General features: G+C 71.2%; 22 protein-coding genes. 10 read left to right on the top strand and 12 right to left on the bottom strand.

The annotated features are described in order from the left end of the window. Positions 1-200: 200 nt before the first annotated feature. The gene (locus AC0I8G_RS00340) at positions 201-1,769 is read left to right on the top strand and encodes an ROK family protein (protein ID WP_471728190.1); all 1,569 of its coding nucleotides are present in this window, start codon (positions 201-203) and stop codon (positions 1,767-1,769) included. Between the two features lie 383 nt (positions 1,770-2,152). On the opposite strand, the gene AC0I8G_RS00335 is transcribed toward AC0I8G_RS00340, so the two are convergent. From AC0I8G_RS00335 to AC0I8G_RS00305, 7 genes are all read right to left on the bottom strand, one after another. Beyond that, the gene (locus AC0I8G_RS00335; protein ID WP_471728189.1) at positions 2,153-2,608 is read right to left on the bottom strand and encodes a 6-phosphogluconolactonase; all 456 of its coding nucleotides are present in this window, start codon (positions 2,606-2,608) and stop codon (positions 2,153-2,155) included. A gap of 1 nt (position 2,609) precedes the next feature. Continuing rightward, positions 2,610-3,662 carry a Gfo/Idh/MocA family protein gene (locus AC0I8G_RS00330; protein WP_471728188.1) on the bottom strand — a complete coding sequence of 351 codons (1,053 nt, stop codon included), beginning with the start codon at positions 3,660-3,662 and terminating at the stop codon, positions 2,610-2,612. Next, positions 3,659-4,645 carry a Gfo/Idh/MocA family protein gene (locus AC0I8G_RS00325; RefSeq protein WP_471728187.1) on the bottom strand — a complete coding sequence of 329 codons (987 nt, stop codon included), beginning with the start codon at positions 4,643-4,645 and terminating at the stop codon, positions 3,659-3,661. Before AC0I8G_RS00325 ends, AC0I8G_RS00330 begins: the two co-directional genes overlap by 4 nt. After that, positions 4,642-5,637: an ROK family protein gene (locus AC0I8G_RS00320; protein WP_471728186.1), complete on the bottom strand. Its 996-nt coding sequence runs from the start codon at positions 5,635-5,637 to the stop codon at positions 4,642-4,644. Before AC0I8G_RS00320 ends, AC0I8G_RS00325 begins: the two co-directional genes overlap by 4 nt. A 13-nt stretch (positions 5,638-5,650) precedes the next feature. Continuing rightward, the gene (locus AC0I8G_RS00315) at positions 5,651-7,150 is read right to left on the bottom strand and encodes a sugar ABC transporter ATP-binding protein (RefSeq protein ID WP_471728185.1); all 1,500 of its coding nucleotides are present in this window, start codon (positions 7,148-7,150) and stop codon (positions 5,651-5,653) included. A gap of 135 nt (positions 7,151-7,285) precedes the next feature. Continuing rightward, complete coding sequence (locus tag AC0I8G_RS00310) at positions 7,286-8,269, bottom strand: sugar ABC transporter substrate-binding protein (protein WP_471728184.1); 984 nt, start codon at positions 8,267-8,269, stop codon at positions 7,286-7,288. A gap of 29 nt (positions 8,270-8,298) precedes the next feature. Further along, on the bottom strand, positions 8,299-9,351 hold the full coding sequence (locus tag AC0I8G_RS00305) for an ABC transporter permease (RefSeq protein ID WP_471728183.1): 1,053 nt from the start codon (positions 9,349-9,351) through the stop codon (positions 8,299-8,301). Positions 9,352-9,558: 207 nt separating this feature from the next. On the opposite strand from AC0I8G_RS00305, the gene AC0I8G_RS00300 reads away from it, so the two are divergent. The 3 genes from AC0I8G_RS00300 (at position 9,559) to AC0I8G_RS00290 (ending at position 14,083) form a co-directional block, all read left to right on the top strand. Next, positions 9,559-10,722, top strand: coding sequence for an ROK family transcriptional regulator (locus AC0I8G_RS00300; protein ID WP_471728182.1), 1,164 nt, complete (start codon positions 9,559-9,561; stop codon positions 10,720-10,722). A 170-nt stretch (positions 10,723-10,892) separates the two neighbouring features. Next, the gene (locus tag AC0I8G_RS00295) at positions 10,893-13,406 is read left to right on the top strand and encodes a sensor histidine kinase (protein ID WP_471728181.1); all 2,514 of its coding nucleotides are present in this window, start codon (positions 10,893-10,895) and stop codon (positions 13,404-13,406) included. Continuing rightward, positions 13,403-14,083, top strand: coding sequence for a response regulator (locus AC0I8G_RS00290; protein ID WP_471728180.1), 681 nt, complete (start codon positions 13,403-13,405; stop codon positions 14,081-14,083). Before AC0I8G_RS00295 ends, AC0I8G_RS00290 begins: the two co-directional genes overlap by 4 nt. Positions 14,084-14,139: 56 nt before the next feature. On the opposite strand, the gene AC0I8G_RS00285 is transcribed toward AC0I8G_RS00290, so the two are convergent. Further along, the gene (locus tag AC0I8G_RS00285; protein WP_471728179.1) at positions 14,140-15,342 is read right to left on the bottom strand and encodes an MFS transporter; all 1,203 of its coding nucleotides are present in this window, start codon (positions 15,340-15,342) and stop codon (positions 14,140-14,142) included. Positions 15,343-15,409: 67 nt separating this feature from the next. Between AC0I8G_RS00285 and AC0I8G_RS00280 the strand changes: the two genes are divergently transcribed. Both AC0I8G_RS00280 and AC0I8G_RS00275 read left to right on the top strand, forming a co-directional pair. Further along, positions 15,410-16,174: a DeoR/GlpR family DNA-binding transcription regulator gene (locus tag AC0I8G_RS00280; protein WP_471728178.1), complete on the top strand. Its 765-nt coding sequence runs from the start codon at positions 15,410-15,412 to the stop codon at positions 16,172-16,174. A gap of 106 nt (positions 16,175-16,280) precedes the next feature. After that, the gene (locus tag AC0I8G_RS00275; RefSeq protein ID WP_471728177.1) at positions 16,281-18,152 is read left to right on the top strand and encodes an APC family permease; all 1,872 of its coding nucleotides are present in this window, start codon (positions 16,281-16,283) and stop codon (positions 18,150-18,152) included. A 28-nt stretch (positions 18,153-18,180) separates the two neighbouring features. Here the strand turns inward: AC0I8G_RS00275 and glpK are convergent, their stop codons facing one another. From glpK to AC0I8G_RS00260, 3 genes are read right to left on the bottom strand one after another with little or no spacing between them, the layout of a single operon-like run. Continuing rightward, a complete protein-coding gene (gene glpK / locus AC0I8G_RS00270; RefSeq protein WP_471728176.1) occupies positions 18,181-19,710 on the bottom strand; it encodes a glycerol kinase GlpK in 1,530 nt (509 codons plus the stop codon). A gap of 19 nt (positions 19,711-19,729) precedes the next feature. Then, positions 19,730-20,482, bottom strand: coding sequence for an IclR family transcriptional regulator (locus AC0I8G_RS00265; RefSeq protein WP_471728175.1), 753 nt, complete (start codon positions 20,480-20,482; stop codon positions 19,730-19,732). A gap of 4 nt (positions 20,483-20,486) precedes the next feature. Beyond that, positions 20,487-21,650 carry an ROK family protein gene (locus AC0I8G_RS00260; RefSeq protein WP_471728174.1) on the bottom strand — a complete coding sequence of 388 codons (1,164 nt, stop codon included), beginning with the start codon at positions 21,648-21,650 and terminating at the stop codon, positions 20,487-20,489. Positions 21,651-21,689: 39 nt separating this feature from the next. Here AC0I8G_RS00260 and AC0I8G_RS00255 point away from each other — a divergent pair, with 39 nt between their 5' ends. From AC0I8G_RS00255 to AC0I8G_RS00240, 4 genes are read left to right on the top strand one after another with little or no spacing between them, the layout of a single operon-like run. Continuing rightward, positions 21,690-22,844 (top strand): MFS transporter, encoded by a 1,155-nt coding sequence (locus AC0I8G_RS00255; protein WP_471728173.1) that lies wholly within the window; start codon positions 21,690-21,692, stop codon positions 22,842-22,844. Then, positions 22,841-23,662, top strand: a complete 822-nt coding sequence (locus AC0I8G_RS00250) for an SDR family oxidoreductase (protein WP_471728172.1) — start codon at positions 22,841-22,843, stop codon at positions 23,660-23,662. The genes AC0I8G_RS00255 and AC0I8G_RS00250 overlap by 4 nt, the downstream gene beginning before the upstream one ends. Next, positions 23,659-24,486: a shikimate dehydrogenase gene (locus tag AC0I8G_RS00245; RefSeq protein WP_471728171.1), complete on the top strand. Its 828-nt coding sequence runs from the start codon at positions 23,659-23,661 to the stop codon at positions 24,484-24,486. The genes AC0I8G_RS00250 and AC0I8G_RS00245 overlap by 4 nt, the downstream gene beginning before the upstream one ends. Continuing rightward, positions 24,486-25,151, top strand: a complete 666-nt coding sequence (locus AC0I8G_RS00240) for a haloacid dehalogenase type II (RefSeq protein WP_471728437.1) — start codon at positions 24,486-24,488, stop codon at positions 25,149-25,151. The genes AC0I8G_RS00245 and AC0I8G_RS00240 overlap by 1 nt, the downstream gene beginning before the upstream one ends. Before the next feature lie 22 nt (positions 25,152-25,173). Here the strand turns inward: AC0I8G_RS00240 and AC0I8G_RS00235 are convergent, their stop codons facing one another. Further along, entirely contained in the window at positions 25,174-26,361 is a 1,188-nt protein-coding gene (locus AC0I8G_RS00235; protein ID WP_471728170.1) for an MFS transporter, read from the bottom strand. Positions 26,362-26,486 lie beyond the last annotated feature (125 nt).

Below are 26,486 nucleotides of genomic sequence, written 5' to 3'. Positions count from 1 at the left end.
GCTCGCGTCGTGGTCGACGACGGCTGGCCCGGCCACCGAGCTGGTGAACGCTTCCAGGTCTTCCGGACGGGCCCCGTGAGGTGTGCGCCGCGATGCCTTCGGAGCACGCACTCACCTTCTGCACGTGTTGTGCTTCTGTCACCGCGCCACGAGAGGCACTGATCGTCGCTGGTCCACCACCCTCGATCGCGGGGTGGTTCTTGCCGTTCGAGACCTCCACCACCACGAAACTCACCGCTGATCAGCGACAGTTCAACCTCGTTTGCGTTCACGCCAGAGCCCGCGCCGAGCAGGGCAACGCCTGGTTGGAGAACTACCGCGTTCGAGAAGAAGTCATTCCTGTCCATGGCGGATCGGATTCCTCGCCGCCGCAGGCCTTGTCCCGCAACACCTCGACCACGGCGCACGACACGATGAATCGCGACGACCGCATTGCTGTTGCGAAGTGCTCGATGAAATTGAATGCGTGCACGGGTTCGCGGCTGAGATGTGAATCATTTGTGTCTGCCGACGGCTGGGGGTACGGTCGCCGGGTGGACCTGTCAGCCTTTGGTGGTCAGCCAGGCGCTGGCTCCGGGACGTCTTTGCGTCAGCAGAACTCTCAAGCCGTCCTCACGACGTTGTACCGGTACGGGCAGTGCCGTGAGGTGGTACCGGCTTTGCGTGTGACGGAGATCATGAGCAACACCGGCCTGTCTCGCCCCACGGTCGAGACCGTCGCCGAAGGGCTGACAGCTCAAGGGTGGCTGACTCTGGTCGAGCCTGCCGGGGGTGGGGGACGGCTGGGTCGGCCGGCGAAGACGTACAAGTTCCACGCTGGAGCTGGTCACGTCGTCGGTGTCGATGTGGGCGCCGAGGAGGTGGCTGTCTGCGTCGCCGACCTGCTCGGCGTTCAGGTCGCTGTCGTTCGTGAGGCTGTCGCCCCCGACACCCCGGCCACCCGGCGTTTCGCCGTCCTGGAGCGAGCTCTGCGCTCCTGCTTGACGACGGCCGGCCTCACGCCGAAAGATCCCCTCGCCGTCACGGTGGGAACCCCAGGCATCCTGGACCTCGCTCGTCAGCGGATCCTCACCTCTCCCGGCCTGTCTGGCTGGACGGATTTCGATCTTCGCGGCTCACTCGAGGAGTTGGTGGCCTGCGAGGTGGAGCTGGAGAACGACGCCAACCTGGCTGCTGTCGCCGAACGTGCCGTGCACCGCGGTGGCGGACCGGCGGAGCCTGGTGATCTGATCTTCCTCCTCCTGGGTGAGCGGTTGGGGGCAGGAGTCATCGTCAACGGCCAGCTGGTTCGTGGGCACAACGGGGCCAGCGGCGAACTGTGGCACGTGCGCAGTGGCGTGTCGAAGCCTCGGAGCGAGGACGTCCACCCGCTGGGTTCGATCGTCAACGCACCGAACTTGGTGGCGGCTGCAGACCTCGGGCAACAGCGGGATCTCCGGTCGTCGTCAGCACGGGCGGTCGGTCGTGGAGAACGAAACGGCGTGAGTCCCGCCGAAGTGCGCAGCGTTGACGAGATGGCACGGGAGCTGGCCCGGGGCATCTCTCCTGTCCTGCTGGCCTTGGACACCGAGATCGTGGTGCTGGGTGGCCACATGGGCGACGCGGGGCCCGCGCTCCAGGAGGCGCTGGTCGGTGAATTGCGTGACCTCGTCCTCTACCCACCGGATGTGGTCCTCTCGACTCTGGGAGTCGACGCCATCTTGGACGGAGCCGTTCTGCAGGGACGCGCCAAGGTCGAGCGAGAGGTGCTCGCTCGGGTGGTCGCATGACAGCAGATGGTTGTTGACCCTTCCGCGCGGTGTTCAGGAGGGACTCCACGCGGCGGCTCGCTCGGGCGCCTCCTCAGCGTGTTCCGCACCCGTGGGCTCTGCGTGGTGGTCCACGTACCAGATCGGAGCGAGGCGCAACGACGATGAGCAGTCTCTCGCGCCGCCCCCGTGCGAAGGAGTCGGGAGCTGGTTCACCCACGACGTGCGGAACCTCGATCTGAGGCTTCGGGGGCCTCGCGCAGGGCGAAGTTCTGCAGCGGCTTCCTCGTCGATGAAGACGGTGACTCCGGGATGCTGCTGCAGGACCGAAGCGGGACAGAGGCCGGTGATCGCCCCTTCCACCACTTCTGCCACGGCACGCGCCTTGGCCGACCCGGAAGCGGTCAGAACGATCTCACGTGCGTCGAGGATCGTGCCCAGGCCCTGCGTGAGACAGGAACTGGGGACGTCTTCCACCCCAGGATCTGCAGATCGACACCGCCGGCGCGCGTCATGACCTCCTCGTAGTGATCGGCGGCCAGGTCCAGATCAGCAGCTACCCCGTCGGGAACGTGCACGTCGTCCGGTTCCAGACGCAGTGTCCGGGTCACCTCGCGGTCGACGACAGCGTGGTAGCTCTCCGGGTGGTCGTGGGGCAGGTCGACGTACTCGTCGAGAGCGAACACGCGGAGCGAGGACAGGGAAGGTTCCCCGCTGGCCGCGAGTGCTCGGTGGACGGGCACAGGCGATGACCCTGTCGCCACACCCGGGACCTTCAGCTGTCCGGCCCGCAGACGCTGCAGGATCAGTTCGGCTGCGAGATCACCGAGTCGGCGTCGCTCGTCGATGACGACCTCCACATCACACGTCCCACGACGGCGACGCCACACCGGTGGTGGCGCCGGTGCGCAGAGACTCCTGAGCGGCCTCGATGACGGCGACGACCCGGGATGCGGACGCCAGGTCTGCTTCGGTGGTGTGGTCCTCGAGGCCTCTCACGCGCCTCAGGAAGGTGTCCAGCATGACTTCGTCGAGGTCGGGGCCGTACGGCAGCTCCAGAGGCGTCCCGGCGAGCCGGTTCAGTCCCCGCAACCTCGGGCGGAAGAAGTCGATCTCGATCACCCCGCGAGTGCCGGCGACTCGCAGGTGCAGCCCACCCCAGGTGGGGGCGCTCTCCGGTTCGCTCCACGAGCAGTCGATGCTGACGATCATGTCGGAGGCGTACCTGATGGTGGCCAGCGCGGCGGTCTCCACCGGACCTGCTGCAGGGTGGAGGATGGTGTTGCCGACGGCCTGCACGTCGAGCGGAGTGTCACCGGTCAGTTGGTCGACGAGGTCGAGCACGTGGACGAGGTGGTCCACGAGTGCACCGCCACCAGACAGTTCCTCGTCGGTGAACCAGCTGCGTCGATCGGGTAGGCGAGCGGTGTTGACCGCTTGGATCGACACGATGTCGCCCAGGGCACCACTGAGGTGGTCCCTCTTGAGGCGGGCGAAGTCGGACGCGTAGCGCACCGGGAGGGCGAGCATCAACGGGAGCTGGTGCTCCCGCACGGTCTCGCGCACCGCGGACGCGTCGACGCTCGTGGTCGCCAGGGGCTTCTCGGTCAGGACGGGGATGCCCAGGGTGGCCAGCTCAGCCAGCAGCGCCGGCCGACGGGTGTTCTCGGCCGTCACGACGACCCCGTCCGGTTTCCACCGGAGCACGTCGTCGTAGCTGTCCGCGTAGTTCACGCCGAGGGTTCGCGCCAGGGCGGAGCCTCGCGTGTGCTCGGGGTCCCGGTAGGGGCCCGGGTCGCAGGACAGCAGGTGGACGTCGTCCCGGCGGCTGAGGATCCGGGCGTAGGTCTCCGCGTGCACGTGGGCCAGCGACAAGAGGCCGATGCGGAGCGGACGGTCAGCGGTGGTGGTCATCCGGGCTCCCCGAGGTGGATGGGTTGGCCGCAGGTGGCGGACTCGAGGGCTGTCACGGCCAGTCGTACGGCCTCCACGCCGTCGCGTGCCGTGACGCGACCCGGCTCGCCCGTCCTCAACTGCCGCAGGAACTCCTCGACCTGGAGGAAGTAGGGACTGGCCGTGGCGTCGACGACCGGCACCAGGGAACCGCCGGTGGTGGATCGATCGAGGTCTTCGGAGACGGTCGATTCCCCGCGGCTGCTGTGCCGCAGTTGGCCGTTGGTTCCGGTCGCCGAGAAGGAGGTCGTGAACGTGAGGTGCGGGGCGCCCCATTCGCCGTACACGTGGGTGATGGCGCCACTGTGATGGCTGAGGGTCACGTGAGCCGAACGTGCCCCACCCCTGCGGGTGGCGGCCGCCGAGACGGTGTGCACCGGCCCGGCCACCCACCGCGCGATGTCGAGGTCGTGGATCATCTGGTCCACGATGATGCCTCCGGACGAGGATTCGTCGGCGAACCACGGAGCGGTGGTGGTCGGTGCAGCGCCGGATCGAGTGAAACGCAGTACCGCCAGGTCGCCGAGCAGGCCTTCGTCCACCGCCGCCTTGAGCCGGGCGTACTCGGGGAAGAAGCGCACGACGTGCGCGGGCAGGAGGATCCGGCCGCTGTCCTCGGCGGCTCGGAGGACGCTGAGCGAATCGGCGTAGTGACGGGTCAGCGGTTTCTCCGAGATGACGTGCTTTCCGTGGGACAGAGCGGTGCGGATGATGTCCGCGTGCGTGTGGGTGGGAGTCGCGACAGTGACGATGTCGACGCGCTCGAGCAGTTCTTCGAGCGAGGCCGCGGTCGATCCGCCGTACCGCTGGACCAACTCCTGGGCGCCGCTCCCGGAGAAGACCGTCACGTCGGCACCAAGACGTAGGAGGTGGGGGAGGTGGTGGTGGCTGATGCCGCCGGCGCCGATCAAACCGACGCGCAGGGCGGAGGAGTCGTGGTTCACGAGGTTGTGGTCACCTGTTCAGTCGTCGTGCTGCCGGAGTGGGCGACGTGTCCACTGAGCCGTTGGACGAGGTCGCGGTGGGTGTCGGAGTCCACCAGGTCGCGGAGAGCCAGACTGCCGGCGCCGATGAGCGAGGCCCTGTCGGCGTAGGGACTGATCTGCAACTGCGGCACCGGGCGCCACGGCATCCGTCGCCGCATGGCGCCGGTCAGGGGCTCCAGCAGTTTCTCACCGGCCCTGGAGACTCCGCCGCCCAGGACGATGCGCGTGGGGTCGAGCAACGCGGTGACACCGATCAAGCCGGTGGCCAGGGCATCGATCGCCTCGGACCAGACGGCTGCCGCATCGGCGTCACTCTCGGTCCTCGCGATGATGTCAGCGGCGCTGTGAGGGCTGCGTCTGCTGCCGACCCGGTTCCGGTACCTGCGGACGATGTTGGCCGCCGACGCGTACGTTTCGACGCAGCCGTCTGCGCCGCAGGTGCAGAGGTCCCCCCCGGGGACAGCGGGGACATGACCGAACTCACCTGCTGCCCCGCCGACCGGCCGCCCTTCGACGACCACGCCCGCCGAGATCCCGGTTCCGACCGGGACGAAGAGGAAGGTGGGCGACGGTCCCATGGTGCGGTCGTCGAGGTGAGCCATGGCGCCGGCGCGGGCGTCGTGCTCGAGGCGCACGGGGGTGGTGAACTCCTGGCGGAGCAGGTGGGCCAGGGGCAGGTCGCGCCACCCCAGGTTCGCGGCGTAGGAGACCGTTCCTGAGGTGGCATCGATGAGGCCGGGCACTGACACACCGATGCTCCGGACGGTGTCCGCCTGAGCCGCGGCCACGAGCCGGTGCGCGAGGACCTGAACCGTGCGCACTGCGTCCGCCCCCCGTCCGGTGCTGACCGCGGCCTCGGTCACGACAGTTCCGTCGTCGCAGACCGCAGCGCCTTTGACCGTGGTCCCGCCGATGTCGAGGGCCAGGAAGGCACCTCGGGTCGAGGTCATCGGCGGTGGGGGCTCAGGCGGCACGGGGCGCCTCGCCGCTGGCGATCGCGTGCACCAACTGGTCGTACGTGACCTCGCGGGAGCTGCCGGTCCAGATCGTGCGACCTCGGTGCAGCACCTGGAACCGGTCGCCGAGTCCGTGGAGTTCTTCGAGATCGTCGGAGACCACGACCACGGCCGCACCGGCCCGGGCTCGCTCCTTGATCAGACGGTGGATCTGCACCTTCGTGCCGACGTCGACCCCGGCCGTCGGCTGATCGATGATCAGGACCTCGGGATTGGCCAGCAGCGCCTTGCCGAGCACGATCTTCTGCTGGTTCCCGCCACTGAGCGTGCCCGCCGGAGCGTTGATGTTGCCCGGACGTACCTCGAGACTCTGGATCAGCTCCGTGCTCAAACGCCGCACCGATCGGCGCGAAACGAAGCCCCAGCGCCCGATGCCGCGCTGGATGGCCATCAGGACCACGTTCTGTGACAGTGAGGCCTCCATGCTCAGCGCTTGGTGCTTGCGGTCTTCAGGGATGAGGACGACCCCTCGTCGGATGGCTGCCCGGGGCGATCGGAAGTCGACGGGCTGGCCGCGCAGGGACAGGTTCCCGGACGTCGGTCGGTCGGCTCCGGCCAGGAGCCGGCACAGGCGGGTGCGCCCCGATCCGACCAGGCCGGCGATGCCGAGGACCTCTCCCCGCCGCAGGGAGACGTCGATGTCGTGCAGGTAGCCGGCAGACGTCAGGCCGTGACCGGCGAGGAGTTCTTCCCCGTCGCCTCCGTGACCGTCCGGGGCATCCGTGTGCAGGTCGTGCGCCAGCTCCTCCCCGAGCATGAGGGTCGCCATGGCCGAGACGGTCAGTGCCTGCGTCGTCCTGGTGTCGACGACGGAACCGTTCCGCATGACGGTGACCTTGCTGCACACCTCCCGCACCTCGTCCAGGTAGTGGGAGATGAAGACGATGCCCACGTCGCGTCGAGCCAGGTCGTGCACGAGTGAGAACAGGGAGGAGCGTTCTGCTTCGGACAGACGAGCCGTCGGTTCGTCCATCACCAGGACGCAGGCGTTCTCGGCCAGCGCCTTGACGATCTCGATGCGCTGGTGGACAGCCGGGCTGAGTCCTTCGGTGGGAGCGGTCAGGTCCGCCCCGATGTCGATGCCGATCCGCTGCACGAGCTCTGCAGCGTCCTTCTGCACCTGCGAGAGCTTGAATCCGGGCCCGGAGCGTTCGCGTCCCAGCAGCAGGTTCTCGGCGACCGACAGGCTGGAGACGAGGCTGAACTCCTGGTGGATGACGGCCACGCCGTCTCGTCGAGCTTGACGCGGGTTGCGCATGACCACCGGTCGTCCATCGACACGGATCTCACCGGAGTAGTCGGGGTACAGACCGGCGAGGGTCTTGACCAGGGTCGACTTCCCGGCGCCGTTCTGACCGATGAGCGCATGGATCTCGCCTCGATCGACCGTGAGGTCGACGGCGTTCAGGACGGTGGTCGTGCCGAACTTCTTGGAGATCCCGGTCATCGTCAGGCGCGGTGCGCGGTGCGTCCGAGGTCCACCGGGTAGCGGTTCTGGAAGGTCGTGCTGCAGGGGTTCCGAGGGCGCTCTTCGATCGGACACCGTGTCACTCCGTCCCTTCTCCGTCGTCGATGGCGTTCATCAGTTGCTCCAGGTCGACGGGGTGCCCGCGACGTTCTCCTGGGTGATGGCAGGCAGGGGGATGAGGTGTTCCGGCCGAGGCACCTCACTCTGCTTGCCCGTCAACCACGCGTGGGCGTACTGGACTCCCAATCGCCCCTCGAGTTCAGGGCTCTGGTTGACGGTGCCGTACATGGACCCGGTCCTGATGGACTCCTCGACCTGCTTGGAGTAGTCCCCGGCGATGAACGTGATGTCGTTCCGGCCGTTCTTGGACGCGTAGTCGGCGCCGACGTACATCTGAGGACCTTGGGCGACGATCGCCGCGAGCTGGCCCTCGGGGTACTTCGTCAGCAGGTCCTGGGTGACGGCCAGGTTCTTGCTGCTGTCGAAGTCGTCGCTGGGCGTCGCGATGATCTGGATGTCGGGGCGAGTCTTGATGGCCTCCTTCAGGCCGTTCAAGCGCTGCACCTGAGGAGTGGACCCCAGAGGGCCCAGGATCACGGCCACCTTTCCGCCCCGGGGAAGCGCCTGGGCCAGCATGTCGCCTTCGCCCTTGCCGTAGTCGAAGTCGGACGCGCCGACGAAGGTGACGATCTCGGCGGCGTCGTCGAGGCGGGCGTTGACCGCGATGACCGGGATGTCGGCCTTCTTGGCGTTCGCGATGGCGGGCACGACTGCCGTGGGGCTGGAAGAGATGACCAGGATGAGGTCGACCTTGCGGGCCACGAGCTGGTTGACGTTGGCGGCCTGGATGGCGTTGTCGTACTCACCGTTGAGGATGACGGTGTCCATGCCCAGCTTCTCGGCTTCGTCTTCGATGGCCTTGTCCAGCGTGGCCAGGAACGAGACGGTCGTGTCGGCCTGGGCGACGCCGATGAGCAGGCGCTTGTCGCCGGTGCCGGCCTGGGAGTTGCCGCAGGCGGAGGCCGTGGTGGCGGCGGCCAGTGCCAAGGCGCCGGACGCCGAGCGGAGGAGGGTGCGGCGGGTCAGGTGCTGGTTCATGAGCTGCTCGCTTTCCAGGTCAGGGGAGGTCAGGAAGCACTGCGGGAGGTGGAGGCGGAGGCCGGCGGGCCGGCGATCTCTCCTCGTGCTGCGGTTCCTGCAGTCGCCGGCGTCGGTGCCGGGGCTGTGGCTCGCTTGCGTCGGCTGTACTGGTCGAGGACGACGGCGAAGAGGATGACCAGGCCGGTGACGATGGGCTGCCAGTCGCTGGCGATGCCGAGCTGGTTCATGCCGTTGGCGATGACTCCCAGCAGCAAGGTGGCGGCCAGGACGTCCTCGATGCGCCCGATGCCTCCCGTCAGCGCGACGCCGCCGACGACGCAGATGGCGATGGCCCGTAGCGGCCAGTCGGCGGCGGCGGAGGGTTGGCCCACGCTCGTCTGCCCCAGCAGGATCAACCCGCCGGCGCTGGCCAGGACGCCCCCCAGGGTGAAGGCGGCGACCTGGACGAACTCGACGGGGACACCTGAGAGACGACTGGCCTGGGCGTTGCCGCCGACCGCGTAGACGTAGTGCCCGAACTTGGTGCGGGTCAGCAGGACCCACACGACGAGGAGACAGAGGGCGAACAGGACGAAGCTGACCGGGAGGGGGCCCAGCCGGCCGGTCGCTGCCCACTGCAGGGCGGGAGAGCCTCCGGGGATCGACTGGGCTCCGGTGGCGACGAAGAGGAGACCGAGGACGACACTGGCCATCGCGAAAGTGGTCACGAAGGCGTTGATCTTCAGCCTCGCGATGAGGAAGCCGTTGACCAGGCCGATCACCAGGCCGACCAGCAGGGCTGCTGCCACGGTGGGCACGGTCCCCCATCCGAGGTTGGCGACCGCCGCGCCGGTGACGGCTGCGGTGGCTCCGGTGGCTCCTACGGAGAGGTCGAAGCCGCCGGCGATCATCATGATCGTCATGCCGCAGGCGACGACGCCGATGAGGGCGTTCTGCTCGAGGATGTTCTGGAGGTTGAAGGTCGACCGGAAGGTCGGGGAGGCGATCGACAAGAGCAGGACGATGATCGCCAGAACGAGCCAGAGGCCCAGTCGCCTGAGCGCGGTCGAGCGCGACGGTGTGCGGTTGCGGGACGTCACGCCGGCTGGTGCGCGGTCCGCGTGGGGGGAGGCAGAAGCGGGCAAGGGAGGCTCCTTCACTGGGACCGTGGCCCGGGCCTTTCCGAAAGGCAATTGCCTTTCGTATGTCAGGGACCATAGGGTCGGGGTGTGGCCGTGTCAACGTCGTCCGCTCAACTGCCCTCGGGGGGATCGGGCGCCTCACTGCGACAGCGCAACTCCTGCGCTGTGCTGCGCGCGCTGTACCGCGCGGCGGACCCGCTGCGGGTGACGGAGATCGGCGCGGTCACGGGCCTCTCACGCCCGACGGTCGAAACCCTCTCGGAGGGACTGCTCGAGCAGGGCTGGCTCAGCCTGAGCGATCCGGCTGAAGGGGGAGGGCGCTTGGGGCGTCCTGCCCGTACGTACCAGTTCAACGCCCGGGCCGGGTTCCTCCTCGGGGCCGACGTTGGGGCCCACACCCTGACGGTGTGCATCAGTGACCTGCGGGGGATCGTCCTGGCGACCGACCGGGAGAAGGTGACCACCACCACGTCGGCCTCGGACAGGTTCAGGGTCCTGCGGCAGTCGATCACGGCTGCCCTTCGTTCCGCGGGCATCGGTGCAGCCGACCCCCTGGCCTGCACCATCGGGACGCCAGGCATCCTCGACCGGCAGCGGCGACACGTGGTCAAGTCCCCGGGCCTGGTCGGGTGGTCGAACTTCGACCTGCTGGAGTCGCTGCGCGATGTCATCGACTGCGACGTCGAGCTGGAGAACGACGCGAACCTCGCTGCCCTCGCCGAGCGTGATCTGACCCAGGGACCGTCCGAGGACCTGCTCTACCTGCTGCTGGGCGAGCGCATGGGGGCCGGGGTCATCGCCAACGGTCAGCTCGTTCGTGGCCACCACGGCGCCAGTGGCGAGGTCGGCTACGGAGCGGTGCGCGGAGGAGGAGCGCACGATGCCGGCTACGGCCCGCTGGAGGCTGCCGTCAACGCTCCCGCGCTGGTGGAGGCGGGGCGTCAGGCGGTCGCTCAGCACCCCGAGTCGCGACTGGGTGCCGCCTACGCGGACGGTGCCGTCCCGGTGACCGCCGAGATCATCACTCAGGCGGCCGGCGCCGGCGACGTCGCGGCGATCGCAGCGGTCCGGAGGATCTCGCGCACTCTGGTGACCGGTATCGCTCCCGCCCTGCTGGTCCTGAACCCGGCCACCGTCGTGGTCGGCGGCGGCATGTCGCTGGCGGGTCCCGTCCTGCAGGAAGCGCTGGAAGCCGAGTTCGAGGAGCACCTGCTCTTCCCGCCGGACGTGCGGCTGTCGGCGTTGGGGGACAAGGCCGTCGTCACCGGGGCTCTGGTGCAGGCGCGGAGCCGGGTCGAACAGGAGATCTTCACGCAGGTCGTGGCCTAGGCTCGGGAGTCGCTCGAGTCCGGGCCGACGAGCCCGCACGACGGTGACGAGCACGTGTTCACCGTGGTCCACCTGAACGCGTTCCGGGGCAGACCCCCACCCGGGTGCTCGCGCCGGTCGCCGGCGGTGGAGAGGGTGGTGAGCACCGCCGTGTCGGTGACACTGTCGGGGTGGACGAGAACCGCCGGGGACGACTCCGGGTCTTCCTCGGCGCGGCGCCGGGCGTGGGCAAGACCTACGCCGCGCTCGACGAGGCGCACCGCCGCGCCGCGCGGGGGACGGACGTCGTCGTCGCCCTCGTCGAGAGCCACGGCCGCGAGCACACCGCGGCGGCGGTGCGCGGCCTGGAGGTCCTGCCCCGCCGGACCGTCGTGCACCGCGGTGTCGAGTGCGGGGAACTCGACGTCGACGCCGTCCTGCGCCGCGACCCGCAGGTGGCGGTCGTCGACGAACTGGCCCACACGAACGCCCCCGGCTCGCGGAACCCGAAACGGTGGCAGGACGTCCAGGAACTCCTGGAGGCGGGGATCGACGTCGTCTCCACCGTGAACATCCAGCACCTCGAGTCCCTCAACGACGTCGTCGAGAACATCACGGGGATCCAGCAGCGCGAGACCCTGCCCGACGCGGTCCTGCGTGCCGCGGAACAGGTCCAGCTGGTCGACATGACCCCCGAGGCGTTGCAGCGCAGGCTCTCGCACGGCAACGTCTACGCCCCGGCCCGGGTCGACGCGGCGTTGTCGAACTACTTCCGCACGGGGAACCTCACCGCGCTGCGCGAGCTCGCGCTCCTCTGGCTGGCCGACCGGGTCGACGAGGGGCTGGAACGCTACCGGGCCCAGCAGGGGATCGAGGCGACGTGGTCCGCTCGCGAACGGGTCGTCGTGGCCCTCACGGGCGGGGCCGAGGGGGCCACGCTGGTGCGGCGGGCCGCACGGATCGCGGGCCGGGGCGCCGGTGGGGAACTGCACGCCGTCCACGTCGCGAGCGGTGACGGACTCGTGCGGACCTCGCCGGCGCGCCTCGCCGATCAGCGGACCCTCGTCGAGAGCCTCGGCGGGACCTACCACCAGGTCGTCGGGGACGACGTCGCCGCGTCCCTGCTGGAGTTCGCCCGCGGCGTCAACGCGTCCCAGCTCGTCGTGGGGGCCAGTCGGCACCGGCCGATCGCCTCGCTCGTCCGTCGCGGGGTCGGGGACGCCGTCGTGCGCGGTTCGGGGGCGATCGACGTGCTCGTCGTGACCCACGAGGCGCAGGCCCGGCCGCTGCGGTTGCCCGGACGCCCCCGCGCGACGCTGCCCGCGGGGCGGCGGGCGTGGGGGTGGGTGCTCGCCGTGGCCGGGCCCGTGGTGGTCACCGGGTTGTTGCTCGCCGTCCCCACGCAGGACCTCGCGACGGACCTGCTGGGTTTCCTGGTCGTCGTGGTCGCCGCGGCCCTGGTCGGCGGGTTGCTGCCCGCGCTGGCCGCGGCCCTGCTGGGGAGTTTCGCGGTGAACTGGTTCTTCACCCCGCCCTACCACCAGCTCGCCATCGCCCAGCCCACCAACGCGGTGGCCCTCGTCGTCTTCCTGCTGGTTGCCGTCGCCGTGTCCAGCACGGTCGACACGGCCGCGCGCCGCACCCGGGACGCGACCCGCAGCCGGGCGGAGTCGGAGGCGTTGTCCGTGCTCACCCGCACCGCGCTGCTCGCGGCCGATCCGTTGACCGAGGCCCTGCGCCACACCCGCGAGACGTTCGCCGTCGATTCGGTGTCGCTGCTCGAACGCGAGGGACCCACGTCCGCCTGGCGCCTCGTCGCCTCCGAGGGGGATCCGGTCTGCCTGCGCCCCAGCGATTCCGACGCCGAGGTCGTCGTCGACGACCTGACGTGCCTGGCGTTGCGGGGGCGGTTGCTCTCCGCCGACGACCGCCGGGTGCTGGAGGGTTTCGCCACCCAGGTCGCGGCCGTCCGCCAACGGCAGCGGTTGCGGGCCGAGGCCGCCCAGGTGCGGCGCCTGGAGGAGGGGGATGCCGTCCGGGGGGCGTTGCTGACCGCGGTCTCGCACGACCTGCGGACCCCGCTGGCCACGTTGAAGGCGTCGCTGGACAGCCTGCGGGCCACGGACATCGACCTCTCGCAGGACCTGCGGGACGAGCTCCTCGCCGAGGTGGGGAACTCCGCGGACCGGTTGCAGGCGCTGATCGACGACCTGCTGGACCTGACCCGGGTCCGCAGCGGGGTCGTCGAGGCCCTGGTCGTGGACGTGGACCTCGAGGAGGTCGTGGGTGCGGCGCTGCGCGACGTCGAACCCGGCCGGGTCCGCCTCGACCTGCCCGCGGACCTGCCGCCGATCGCGACGGACCCCGGGCTGCTGCAGCGGGTCGTGGCGAACCTGGTGCAGAACGCGGTGCGTCACGGCGGGGGTGTGGTCGCCCTCGGCGCGGCCGTGGCCACCGAGGACGCCCGCAGCGTGGTGCGGTTGCTCGTGGTCGACCACGGTCCGGGGTTGCCGGGCGCGGCGAAGGAACGGGCGTTCACCCCGTTCCAGCGGCTGGGCGACCGCTCCGGGGCCGGCCTGGGTCTGGGACTCGCCGTGGCCCGGGGACTGACCGAGGCGGTCGGGGGCCGCCTCGAAGCGGTGGACACCCCCGGGGGTGGCCTGACGATGGTCCTCGACCTCCCCCTGGCAGGATCGCCGTCGTGAGCAGGGTGCTGGTGGTCGACGACGAACCGGGTCTGCGGCGGGCGTTGTCGATCAACCTGACCGCCCGCGGCTGGGACGTGACGGTCGCCGCCGACGGCGGGTCGGCGTTGGAGGCCGCCGCGAGCACCCACCCCGACGTGGTGCTGCTCGACCTCGGCCTGCCCGACCTCGACGGCCTCGAGGTCATCGCCGGGATCCGCGGCTGGAGCCGGGTCCCGATCATCGTCCTCACCGCGCGGACCGCGGCCGCGGACGCCGTGGACGCCCTCGATGCGGGGGCCGACGACTACGTGACGAAACCCTTCGCGATGGACGTGCTGCTGGCCCGGTTGCGCGCGGCGGTCCGGCGCGGGGAGGTGCCCGGTGGCGGTGCGGAGGAGGTGGTCGACGTCGACGACCTGCACATCGACCTGGCCCGGCGCACCGTGACCCGCGACGGCGCTCCGGTGAAGCTGACCCCGACGGAGTGGCACCTGCTGCAGGTCCTGGTCGGCAACGCCGGCCGGCTGGTCACCCAGACCCAGTTGCTGAAGGAGGTCTGGGGACCGGCCTACGGCCGGGAGACGAACTACCTGCGGGTCTACGTCGGTCAGCTGCGCCGCAAGCTGGAGAAGGTGCCGGGTTCTCCGGTGCACCTCATCACCGAACCGGGGATGGGCTACCGCTTCGAGGTCTGAACGGACCTACCGGTTCGAAGTGTGAACGGACCTACCGGTTCGAAGTGTGAACGGACCTACCGGTTCGAAGTGTGAACGGACTCACCGGTGCGCGTTCCGAACGAGCCCGCGGCCCCGAAGGCGACGAGCATCAGCACGGCGATGAGCCACAGCGCGGGCAGCAGACCCGTCGACTGGGCGAGGAAACCGACCCCCGGAGGGCCTGCGAGGTTGGCGAAGTAGCCGATCGCGGCGACGACGCTGACCCGGGCCGCCGGGTTCGGGCCGCTCTGGGCCGCGGCGGTCATGCCGAGCGGGAACCCCATCGACACCCCGACCGCCCACAGGAGCACGCCGACGAGGACGACGACCGGGTTGTCGACGAGGATGAACAGGACGATACCGACGACGCCGAGCGCGATGGTCGCGCGGGTGGTGGCGACCCGGCCGAACCGGTCGACGAGCGGGCCGCCCGCGATGCGGGTCAGCATCTCGGAGACGGCGAAGACGGTGAAGAACAACGCGGCCAGCGCGGGGTCGAGACCGTGCCCGTCCTCCGCGGCGAGCGTCAGCCAGTTGTTCGCCGAACCTTCGCCGAGCTCCGCACCCAGCATGACGACGCCGATCATCAGCAGACGCACGTCCGTCCAGCCCCGCAGCCAGGTGCGGAGGCGTTGCGAGGCAGGCCCTTGCGGTGCCTCCTGCCCGGCGCGGACGCCGTCGGGGAGGTTGCGGGCGACGAAGGCCGCGGCCGCGGCGATGAGGACGGCCTCGCCGAGGAACTGCTTCGACGGGGAGACGTCGAGCGCGGCGCAGGCGGCCCCGATCCCGGAGCCGACCGCCGCCCCACCGGACCAGGCGGCGTGCATCAGCGGCATGAGGGTGCGCCCGGCCGCCTCCTCGGCCGCCGCTCCGTCGATGTTGATCATCACGTCGAGCGAGCCGATGCAGAACCCGGCCACGACGAAACCCACGCCGACGACGGGGACCGAGGGCAGGGCCGCGCCGAAGCCGATGAGGGCGATGCTCGCCGCCACGAGGACGATGACGGCGGGGATCGCCCGACGGGCCCCGAACCGGGTGATCACCGGTGCGGCGCAGAGCAGGCCGGCGACGGAGCCGACGGTGACCCCGGCGAGCAGGACCCCCAGTCCGCCGGTGTCCAGCTGCAGGTCGGCCTTCAGGGCGGGCAGCCGCGGTCCCCAGGTGGAGAGGGCGATGCCGCCGAGGCCGAAGGAGACGGTGATGGCGTTGCGCCACCGGGAGATCGAGCTGGGCATCGCGTCCTGAACCTCGTTGTGATCGTTGTTGATGACCATTCGATCACAGATGAGGTACTTTGTGAACATGGATGTCGGAACCAGGCACCGCGTGATCCTCGACCTGCTGCACACCCGCGGCCGGGTCGAGGTGCCCGACCTGGCGCGACGGCTCGAGACCTCCACCATCACGGTGCGCCGCGACCTCGACGTGCTCGCCGGTCTCGGTGCCCTGCGCCGGGTCCGGGGCGGGGCGGTGCCCTCGACGTTGCGCGGCGAGGGGTTGCCCTTCGAGGTCCGGGCGGTCGACGAGGCACCGCTCAAGGCGCGCCTCGCGGCCGTCGTCGCCGGTCTGATCGGCGACGGGGAGGCCGTGGTGCTCGACAGCGGGACGACGGGTGCGGCCACCGCGCAGGCCCTGGCCGGTCGCCGGCTGACGGTGATGCCGTTGTCCGTGCAGGGCATCGCCGCCCTCGCCGGCAGCCCGAGCGTCTCCCTGCTGCTGCCCGGGGGCGCCGTGCGCCATCCTGAGGGCAGCATCGTCGGCCCGCTCGCCGAACGGGCGCTGGCCGAGCTCCGCTTCGACACGGCCGTGCTGACCTGCTGCGCGGCCGACCCCGACGCGGGGGTCACGGCGCACGACCTGGCCGACGCGGCGGTCAAGAAGGCGCTGCGCCGCAGTGCGCAGCGGACCGTCCTCGTCGCCGAAGGGGTCAAGTTCCACCGGACCGCCCTCGCCGTCGTCTGCGGTCTCGAGGAGGTCGACGTGCTGGTGACGGACTCCTCCGCCCCGGCCGAGGTCATCGCGGGACTGGTGGCGGCCGGCGTCCGGGTGGAGGTCGTCCCGGCGTAAGGAACGCGTCAAGATCCGCGGCAGGAGGTGCGTCCTGGTTGCTCTCGTCGGCGCCCCCTGCGCTGATGGGAGCGTGCGTGCCGCTGAGGTCTGTCGTTCGTGGTTGATGTCGGGATCGGAGGAACGGGCGAGCCGCCACCCCGGACCGCACGGGAAGGGGCGCGTCGAGCACCCGGGTCACCCGTGGTGGAAGGTCGTCTGCCTCACCGGGGTCGACTACTTCTCCACCCTCGGCTACCAGCCGGCCATCGCCTTCCTCGCCGCGGGCGTCATCTCCCCGATCGCGACCCTCGTCCTGGTGGTCGTGACCCTCCTCGGTGCGCTCCCGGTGTACCGGCGCGTGGCGGAGGAGAGCCCCAACGGCGAGGGGTCCATCGCCATGCTGGAGAAGGTCCTGCCCTGGTGGGGCGGCAAGCTGTTCGTGCTCGTGCTCCTGGGTTTCGCGGCCACCGACTTCCTCATCACCATGACGCTGAGCGCCGCCGACGCGACGAAGCACGCCCTGCAGAACCCCTACGTCCCGCAGTTCCTCGAGGGGCACCAGGTGCTGGTGACCCTGGTGCTGCTCGCCGCGCTGGGGGCGGTGTTCCTGCGGGGTTTCTCGGAGGCGATCGGGGTCGCGGTGGTCCTCGTCGTGGCCTTCCTGGCGCTGAACGCCGTCGTCGTGGTCGACGCCCTCACGCACGTCGTGGGACACCCCGTGTCGGTGCAGGACTGGTGGAACGCCGTGCTGAACCAGGGGTCGTCGCCGTGGGCGGTGATCGGTGCGGCCCTCGTCGTCTTCCCGCAGCTCGCGCTCGGGTTGTCGGGTTTCGAGACCGGTGTCCTGGTGATGCCGCAGATCAGCGGTGACCGGATCGCCGGGGCGAAACGCCTGCTGGCCGTCGCGGCCATCGTCATGAGCGTGTTCCTGCTCGCGTCCAGCTTCGCGACGAGCGTGCTCATCCCGGCCGCGGAGTTCCAGCCCGGCGGCGAGGCGAACGGCCGCGCCCTGGCCTACCTCGCCCACGAGTACCTCGGGGGAGCCTTCGGCACGGCCTACGACGTCAGCACCATCGCCATCCTCTGGTTCGCCGGCGCCTCGGCCATGGCCGGCCTGCTGAACCTCGTCCCGCGCTACCTGCCCCGCTACGGGATGGCCCCGCAGTGGGCCCGCGCGGTGCGCCCCCTCGTCCTCGTGTTCACGGCGATCGCCTTCCTGGTGACCTGGTTGTTCGACGCCGACGTCGACGCCCAGGGTGGTGCCTACGCCACCGGCGTCCTCGTCCTCATCACCTCCGCCACCGTGGCGGTGACGTTGTCCGCGCACCGCCGGGGCCGACGCCGGGCGACGGTGGCGTTCTCCGCCATCACCGTGGTGTTCCTCTACACCACCGTGGCCAACGTCATCGAGCGACCCGAGGGGGTGCAGATCGCCGGTTGCTTCATCACGGCGATCATCGTGGTCTCGCTGGTCTCCCGGGCCCGTCGCGCGTTCGAGCTGCGGGCCACCGGGGTCGAGTTCGACGAGGTGGCCCGGAGGTTCCTGGACGAGGCCGCGGCCCGGGGTGCGCTGAACATCATCGCCAACGAACCCGACGCCCGGGACGAGGCCGAGTACGCCGAGAAGATGTACGACGAACGCCGCGACCAGCACATCCCCTCCGACGAGCCCGCCGTGTTCCTCGAGGTCACCGTCACCGACGCCTCGGAGTTCGAGACCGAACTGGAGGTCCACGGGGAGGAACGCTTCGGCCACCGCGTCCTGACCGTGCGCAGTTCGGCCGTCGCGAACTCCGTCGCCGCGGTCTCGCTCGCCGTCCGCGACCGGACCGGGGTGCTGCCCGACGTCTGGTTCGAGTGGTCGGAGGGGAACCCGCTGGTCAACTTCGCGCGCTTCCTGCTGCTGGGCCTCGGCGAGGTCGCACCCGTCACCCGCGAGGTCGTGCGCCGTGCCGTTCCGGAACCCGCGCAGCGTCCCCGGATCCACGCGGGCTGACCGAGGTGCCGGACGTCAGCGCCGGACGTCAGTGCCGGATCCAGTCGAACGTCCGCTGGACGGCCTGCTGCCAGTACTCCCAGCCGAGTTCACGTTCCTCGGGCGCCATCGACGGTGACCACTGCCCGGCCCGGTGCCAGCGTCGGCGCAGGGCGTCGAGGTCGGGCCAGAAACCCACGGCCAGCCCGGCCGCGTAGGCCGCACCCAGCGACACCGTCTCGCTGACCATCGGCCGGACCACGGGGGCGTCCAGGACGTCGGCCACGGTCTGCATCAGCAGGTTGTTCGACGTCATGCCCCCGTCCACCCGCAACGACGCCAGCCGCAGACCCGAGTCGGCGTCCATCGCCTCGACGACCTCGCGGGTCTGCCAAGCCGTGGACTCCAGCGCCGCGCGGGCGATGTGGCCCTTGGTCACGAAGGAGGTGAGACCGATGACCAGACCCCGCGCCTCCGAGCGCCAGTGCGGCGCGAACAACCCCGAGAACGCCGGCACGAAGTAGCACCCCCCGTTGTCCTCGACGGTGCGGGCGAGGGTCTCGATCTCCGGTGCGGTCGAGATGAGACCGAGGTTGTCGCGCAACCACTGCACCAGGGCACCGGTGATCGCGATGGAACCCTCCAACGCGTAGACCGGGGGTTCGTCGCCGATCCGGTGCGCGACGGTCGTCAGCAACCCGTGGGTCGACCGGGTGATCTCCGTGCCGGTGTTCATCAGCAGAAAACTGCCCGTCCCGTACGTGCACTTCGCCTCCCCGGGGGAGAAGCAGGTCTGGCCGAACAGGGCGGCCTGCTGGTCGCCCAGGGCCGCGCCGATGAGGGCCCCCGGCACGACCGTGGTCGCCTTCCCGTAGACCTGTGAACTCGACACGATGTCCGGCAGCGCCCGGCGTGGGACGTCGAAGACCTCCAGCATCTGCGGCGAGTAGTCGAGCGTCTCCAGGTCCATCAGCATCGTGCGGCTCGCGTTGGTCACGTCGGTGACGTGGCGCCCACCGTCGGGACCGCCGGTCAGGTTCCAGACCAGCCAGGAGTCGATCGTCCCGAACAGCACCTCACCGTGCTCGGCGCGGCGCCGCAGGGCCGGGTCGTGGGCGAGCATCCACCCGATGCGCGGCCCGGCGAAGTACGTCGTCAGCGGGAGACCGCAGACGTCGGTGTAGCGGTCGGCCCCGCCGTCGGCCGCCAGACCCTCGACGAGTTCCGTGGTGCGGGTGTCCTGCCACACGATCGCCGGGCTCACCGGATCCCCCGTGCGCCGGTCCCACGCGACGACCGTCTCGCGCTGGTTCGCGATCCCGATCGCCACCACGTCGGCCGGGGTGGCGTCCACCTGGGCCATGGCCTGCGGGACCAGTCGCGCCACGTTGCGCCAGATCTCCGCCGCGTCGTGCTCCACCCAGCCGGGTCTCGGGTAGTGCTGACGGTGTTCCCGCTGGGCGATCGCCACCAGCCGGCCGGCGTGGTCGAAGAGGATGCAGCGGGTCGAGGTCGTGCCCTGGTCGATCGCGATGACGTAACCGCGGTGTTCCGGGCGCTGTTCGGTCACTCCGGTCATCCTGCCCGATGCCGCTCGTTCAGCGGTCACGCGCGCCGAGCCCCCGCGAGATGGACCGCGCGGCGTGGCGGACGGCCGGTACCAGTCCGGCCCGCGGTCGGCCCTGGGGGTCCACGAGCCGGTCGGCGTCGCCGTCGATCCCGATCGCCCCCACGACCAGGCCGCCGAGGTCGCGGACCGGGGCGGCGATGCCCGCGCCACCGACCTCGAGCTCCTCCACGTCCAGCGCCCAGCCCTGTTCCCGGACCGCGGCCAGGGTGCGCCGCAGCGCCGCCGGGTCCACCGTCGTCCGCGCCGTCATCGCCGTGAGCCGTCCCCGGGGACGGACCGGGGCCGAGGCCAGCAGCACCTTGCCGAGCGCGCACGCGTGGGCCGGCAACGAGGCGCCCGTGCTGAGTTCCTGCGCGCTGTCGTCGGGCCGGAACACGTGGTGCACGACGAGCGCCCGCCCCTCCGCCAGCATCGCCAACCGCACCGATTCCCCCGTCCGGCTGGCCAGGGAGTCGGCCCAGTTCACCGCCCGGGCGCGCAGGTCGTTCGCGTCGATGCGGGGTCGGCCCAGGTCCGCCAGCCCGGGGGAGGCGCGGTAGTCGCCCGACTCGTCCTGCTCGACGAAACCCACGTCGACGAGGGTGCGGACGATCCCGTGCGCCGTCGTCTTCGCCAGGCCCAGCGCGTTGCCGATGTCGACGACCCCGAGACCCTGCCCGGCGCTCGCCAGCAACCGCAGCACGGCCGCTGCGCGTTCGATGGACTGGATGGGCCCCGGCACGGGCTCATCCTGCACCCCGGGAGCGTTCCAGTCGGTCCCACGACCGCGACCAGACCAGTTCCGCGGCCCCCACGAGCGGACCGTCCGCGCCGAAGGCCCCGCTGGTGAGCACGGGAGGCGTGCTGCGACGCAGGGTCATCGACCCCTCCTCGAGCGCGGCGCGCACGGCGTCGGGCGCCGCGTCGTGCAGGCGTGCGGCCAACCCCCCGACGGTGACCAGGTCCGCGTCGAGCGCGTTGACCAGACCCGCGATGCCGCGGCCGAGGTTCGTCGCGATCTCCGCGACCGCGCGCAGCGCCTCGACGTCACCGCGCCGGGCGCGGTCCAGGACGCGGTGGCTGAAGGCGACCGGGTCGTGGGGTTCGTCCTGCCGCAGCGACCGGGCGAAGGCGGCTCCGTCCAGGGCCGTGCCCCAGCAACCGCGGGCACCGCAACCGCAGGAACGGGCGGGATCCCCGAAGGGCAGGTGACCGAACTCCCCGGCGCTGCCGTGGGCGCCGTCGACGAGTTCCCCGTCGGCGGTCAGGGCACCGCCGAGACCGGCGTCGAGGTGCAGGTGGAGGGCGAGCCTCGCCCCGACGGCCCGGCCGCGGACGGACTCCGCCGCGGCGGCGCACCGGGCGTCGTTGCCCGCGAGCACGGCCTCGGCGGGCAGGTCCGGGGAGCGCGGCCAGGCGGTCCGCAGGTCGACGTCGCGCCAGCCCAGCAGGGGCGCCTCGAGGAGGTGGCCGTCGCGGACGACGCCCGGAGCGGCCAGTCCCGCGCCGCGCACCCGACGGGGGAAGCGGCGCAGCATCGTGCGCGCCGCCGCCCGGACCGCGGTGAGCACGGGGTCGGGGGAGTGCGAGGGGTGCGGACCGCCCGCCTCGGCCAGGGTCGCCCCGCCGAGTTCGACGACCCGCAGCCGCCAGTCCTCGTGGGTGATCTCCGCGGCCAGCACGAGCGGGCCGTCCGGGTGGGGGAGCAGGGGGCGGGTCGGTCGCCCGCGCCGGCCCTCCGAGGAGGCATCGCCCTCGGACAGGAGGTGGTCGGCCAGCAACCGGACGACGATCTCGGCGGTCGTCCCCGTCCCGGTGCCGAGTTCCCGGGCGGCGTCGGCGCGGGTGAGGCCCGGACGCAGGTGGGTCAGCCGCAGCAGTTCGCTGCCCAGGTTCCGCCGGTTCGACATCCCGCTCCTTTTGCTCGATGCGCAAGTATATTACGGGTTGTGCCGTCCACGCAGCGACTCCCCGTCGCACCGCTCGCCCTCCTGACGGCTTCGCTGTTCGGAGCCGTGACCACCGAGGTCCTCCCGGTGGGGTTGTTGCCGCAGCTCGCCGAGGCCTTCGCCGTCGACCGCTCCCGCATCGGCTGGTGGGTCTCGGCGTACGCGGTCGTCGTGGCGCTGGGTGCGATCCCGCTGACGGCGTGGCTGGCCCGGTTCCCGCGGCGACGGGTGCTCATCGGCCTGCTGAGCCTCTACGCCCTGAGCAACGCGGCGATCCTGGTCGCCCCGGGGTACGGCTGGGCGGTGGCCGCCCGACTGCTCGGCGGGGTCGCGCACGCCGGGATCTTCTCGGTCGTCGTCGGCACCACCGTCGCGCTCGTTGCTCCCGAGCGTCGCGGCCGGGCGCTGGCGGTCGTGAACGGCGGGGTCGCCCTCGCGCTGGCGGCCGGGGTGCCGCTGGGCACCGCGCTCGGGGAGGCCGTGGGGTGGCGGTGGGCGTTCGGCACCGCGTCCGTCCTGCTCGCAGGGTTCGCCCTCGCCGCCCTCGTGGTCCTGCCGCGCGACGACCCCCGGTTCGCCGGTGAACCGCCGCCCTCCGTGCTGACGGCGCTGCGCGGGCGACGCCTGCTGGCCGTCGCCCTCGGCGCCGCGATCGTGGCTCTCGGGCACTTCACCGCGTACACGTACATCACCCCGGTCGTCCTGGCCGCGGGGGTTCCCCAGGGTGGGATCAGCATCGTCCTCTTCGGCTACGGCGCAGCGAGTCTCGCCGGACTGGTCGTCGCCGGGAACCTCGTCGACCGCTACCCCGGTCGATCGCTGGCGGGGACGGTGCTCGTGGTGACCGCGTGCCTGCTGGCGGCCGCCGCCGTCCTGCGGTCGCACGGTGTCGTCGTGGTCGTGCTGGTCGTCGTCTGGGGCGCGGCGTTCGGCGCGTTGCCGACGCTGACCCAGACCGCCGCCCTCCGGGCCAGTCGCGACAGCGACGCGGCCCCGGCCGTCGTCAACGCCACCTTCAACGTCGGGATCGCCGGCGGTGCCTGGCTGGGCGGGGTCCTGCTGGCGGTCGACCTGCGGCTGGCGATGGTGGTCGGGGGTGTCCTGGCCGCCTCCGGGTTGTTGGCGTTCCGGCCGCGGCGCATGATGCCCGCATGATCAGGACGTGGTTCATCACCGGGACGTCGCGCGGTTTCGGACGGGCGTGGACGCTCGCGGCCCTCGAACGCGGTGACCAGGTGGTCGCCACCGCCCGCGACGCCGCCAGCCTCGACGACCTGGTGTCGCGCTACCCCGACCACCTGCTCGCGCTGACCCTCGACGTCGACGACAAGGCGGCGGTCGAAGCGGCCGTGACCCGGGCCGTGGAACGGTTCGGGCGGATCGACGTCGCCGTGAACAACGCCGGGTACGGCCAGTTCGGGATGGTCGAGGAGATCACCGAGGCCGAAGCCCGCGCGCAGTTCGAGACCAACGTGTTCGGGGCGCTCTGGGTGACCCAGGCCGTGCTGCCCGTCATGCGGACCCAGGGCGGCGGGCACGTCCTCCAGGTCTCCTCCATCGGGGGGATCTCGGCGTTCCCCAACATCGGCATCTACAACGCCTCCAAGTGGGCGCTCGAAGGTTTCAGCCAGGCGCTGGCCGCCGAGGTCGCCGACTTCGGCATCAAGGTGACGCTCGTTGAACCCGGTGGTTTCTCCACCGACTGGGGCGGATCCTCCGCCAAGCACTCCGCACCGCTCCCGGCCTACGACGAGTTCCGGGTCAAGGCGGCGGAGGCCCGCGAGCGCCGGGTCTCTTCGCCGGGCGACCCCGCCGCCAGTGCCGCCGCCGTCCTCGCCCTCGTCGACGATCCGAACCCGCCGCTGCGGGTGTTCTTCGGCACCGCCCCGATCGGGATCGCCAGCGCCGACTACGAGTCGCGGCTGGCGGAGTGGAAGCGGTGGCAGCACCTCTCGGAGCTCTCGCAGGGGTGAGGTACCTCGTCGGGCTGATCGGCAGCGGCATCGGGCCGTCCCTCACCCCGGCCCTGCACGAACGCGAGGCGGCTGAACTCGGGATGCACTGCGAGTACCGGCGTCTCGACCTCGACGTCCTCCGGGTGCCCGCCCGGGACTCCGGGCGGCTAGTGGACCAGGTCCGCTCGCAGGGGTGGGCCGGGGTCAACGTCACCCACCCGTGCAAGCAGCTCGTCCTCGCCCACCTCGACGAGCTCGACCCCGACGCCCGGGAACTGGGTGCGGTGAACACCGTCGTCTTCGACGGGACGCGGGCGGTCGGGCACAACACCGACACGACGGGTTTTCGGCGATCGTTGGCCCGGTTCCTGCCCGACGCCGAACTCGACCGGGTGCTGCTCGTCGGGGCCGGCGGCGCCGGTGCTGCGGTGGCGCACGCGCTGCGTCGTGCCGGGGTCCGGTCGGTGGCCGTCGTCGACGTGGACCCCTCCCGCGCTGCAGCCGTCGCCGCGGTGGTCGGTGGTTCCGCCCACGGCCCGGCCGACCTGCCGGAACTCCTGACCGACGCCACCGGGATCGTGCACGCGACACCGACCGGGATGGCCGCGCACCCGGGATTCCCGTTCGACGTGTCGCTGCTGCGCCCCGCGCAGTGGGTCGCGGAGGTCGTGTACCGACCGCTCGAGACGCCACTCGTCGTCGCAGCCCGGTCCCGCGGGTGCCGGGTGCTGACCGGGGGTGGGATGGCCGTCTTCCAGGCCGTCGACGCGTTCCGCTGGTTCACCGGGGTGGAACCCGACGCGGAGCGGATGCTCCGCCACTTCGAGGAGGTGGTGCGGTGATGACACCCCAGGTCGCGGTCTTCGACGTCCTCGGGACCGTGCTCGACGAACGGGGAGGTTTCCGCGCCGCGCTCGCCGCCGCGGGAGCGACCGGGTCGGAACTGACGGAACTCACCGACCGGTGGCTGGGAGAGGTCGACGGCGACATCGCGGCCATCGCCTCCGGTGCGGCGGCGTGGCGTCCCTGGGAACAGGTGATCGCCGAGGCCCTCGCCCGCACCGTGCCCGACGACGTCCGGGTGGAGGACCCCGAGGCGTTGCGCTTCGTCGGGCGCCGGCTACCGGCGTGGGGCGACAGTGCGGCCGGGATCCGCGCGCTGCGGTCTCGTTGCCGGGTCGTGGCCCTCTCCAACGCCGGGTTGCTGCCCCTGGTGGAGTGTTCCCGCGCCGCCGGCATCGAGTGGGACGCCGCCCTCTCGAGCGAGATGGTCCGATCGGCGAAACCCGACCCGCGGGTCTACGACTTCGTCCTGGACCTGCTCCGCCTCGACCCCGAGGACGTCGTCATGGTCGCCGCCCACCCCTGGGACCTGCGGGCCGCCGCGGAACGCGGCCTGCGGACGGCGTTCGTCGAGCGTGCGGGGGAAGGGGTGGCGACGGTCGCTGACGCCTTCGACTGGACCGTGGCCGATCTGAGGTCGCTGTCGACCGTCGTCGGTGCCTGATCACCACCGCTCGGCGAGCGCGTCAACCTGCGTGCACCGACCGTGGCGGCGGTCGAGTCCGCAGGCTCCGCCGGGCGACCACCCACACCAGCAACGCCACGCCGTAGGCGATCACCCCGGCGAGGGTCACCGCGTTCCAGCCCCCGGCCCGCCACAGGACACCGGCGGCGGCGGAACCGCACGCGGCGCCGACGAAGTTCGCCGTCACCAGGGCGGTGTTCAACCGGCTGCGGGCCTCGGGTGCGGCGGCGAACAACCGGGTCTGGCTCAGCACGTTCGTGCCCTGGACCGCGACGTCGAAGACCACGATGGTCACCAGCAACGCGATGACGTGGCGCCCGAACCGACCCGCTGCCGCCATCGACAGCAGAGCCAGGGTCAGGGTGAACCCGTTGGCCGGTACCGACCAGCCCCTGTCGTGGAGTCGGCCCACCCCGCGGGCGGCGAGAGCCCCGAGCAGGCCGGCCACACCGACCAGGCCGATCGTGCTCAGGGAGTACGAGTAGGGCTCCGCCGAGAGCAGGTAGGTCAGGGCCGTCCAGAACATCGTGAAGACCCCGAAGTTCACGACGCTGAGGACGATCGTGACCTGGGCCGACGGTCGCCGGCGAACCTGGGTGAAGACCGAGGCGATGAGGCGCGGGTAGGGAACGCCCGGGCGGGTGGGTAGTTCGGGGATGGCGCGGCGCAGGGCCACGGCCAGCAGCAGCGCGGCGACGGCGGCGACGGCGTAGATGCTGCGCCAGCCCGCCAGATCGGCGACCACCCCCGCGATGGTGCGTGAGAGCAGGATGCCGATGAGCCCACCGGAGACGACCGTGCCCACGACACGGCCGCGCTGGTCGGGTTCGGCGAGGTCTCCGGCCAGCGGGCCGAGGATCTGGGCGGAGACCGTCGTGCAGCCGACCAGCCCCAGTGCCCCCAGCACGAGGGGAAAACCAGGGACGACGGCGACCAGGCCCAGCGCGACCGCCGAGACGGTCAGCACGATCGGCACCAGGCCGCGTCGATCCAGCACGTCGCCGAGGGGCACCACGAGCAGGATGCCCAGGGCGTAGCCGACCTGGGTGACGGTGAGCAGCGTTCCCGCCTTCGCGTTCGAGACCCCGAGGGAGCGGCCGATCTCCTCCAACAAGGGCTGGGACCAGTAGAGGTTCGCGACGGCGGTACCGCTGGCGATCGCGAACAGCAGGGTCCTGGCGGGGGTCATGCCTGGCGTGGAGGGTCCGCTCCCGGCCGGCGTCCGTGCCGTGCTGGACAAGGGAGGTTCTCCTGGGCGTGTCGGGTGCGGGTCGATCGGTGGGGTCAGGTGGTGCCGCCGTCGTCGTCGGGTGA

This window comes from Kineococcus sp. AC630 (assembly GCF_979255925.1).
Note: the sequence above shows the minus strand (reverse complement) of the source record. Positions and strands in the feature narration are given on the sequence as shown.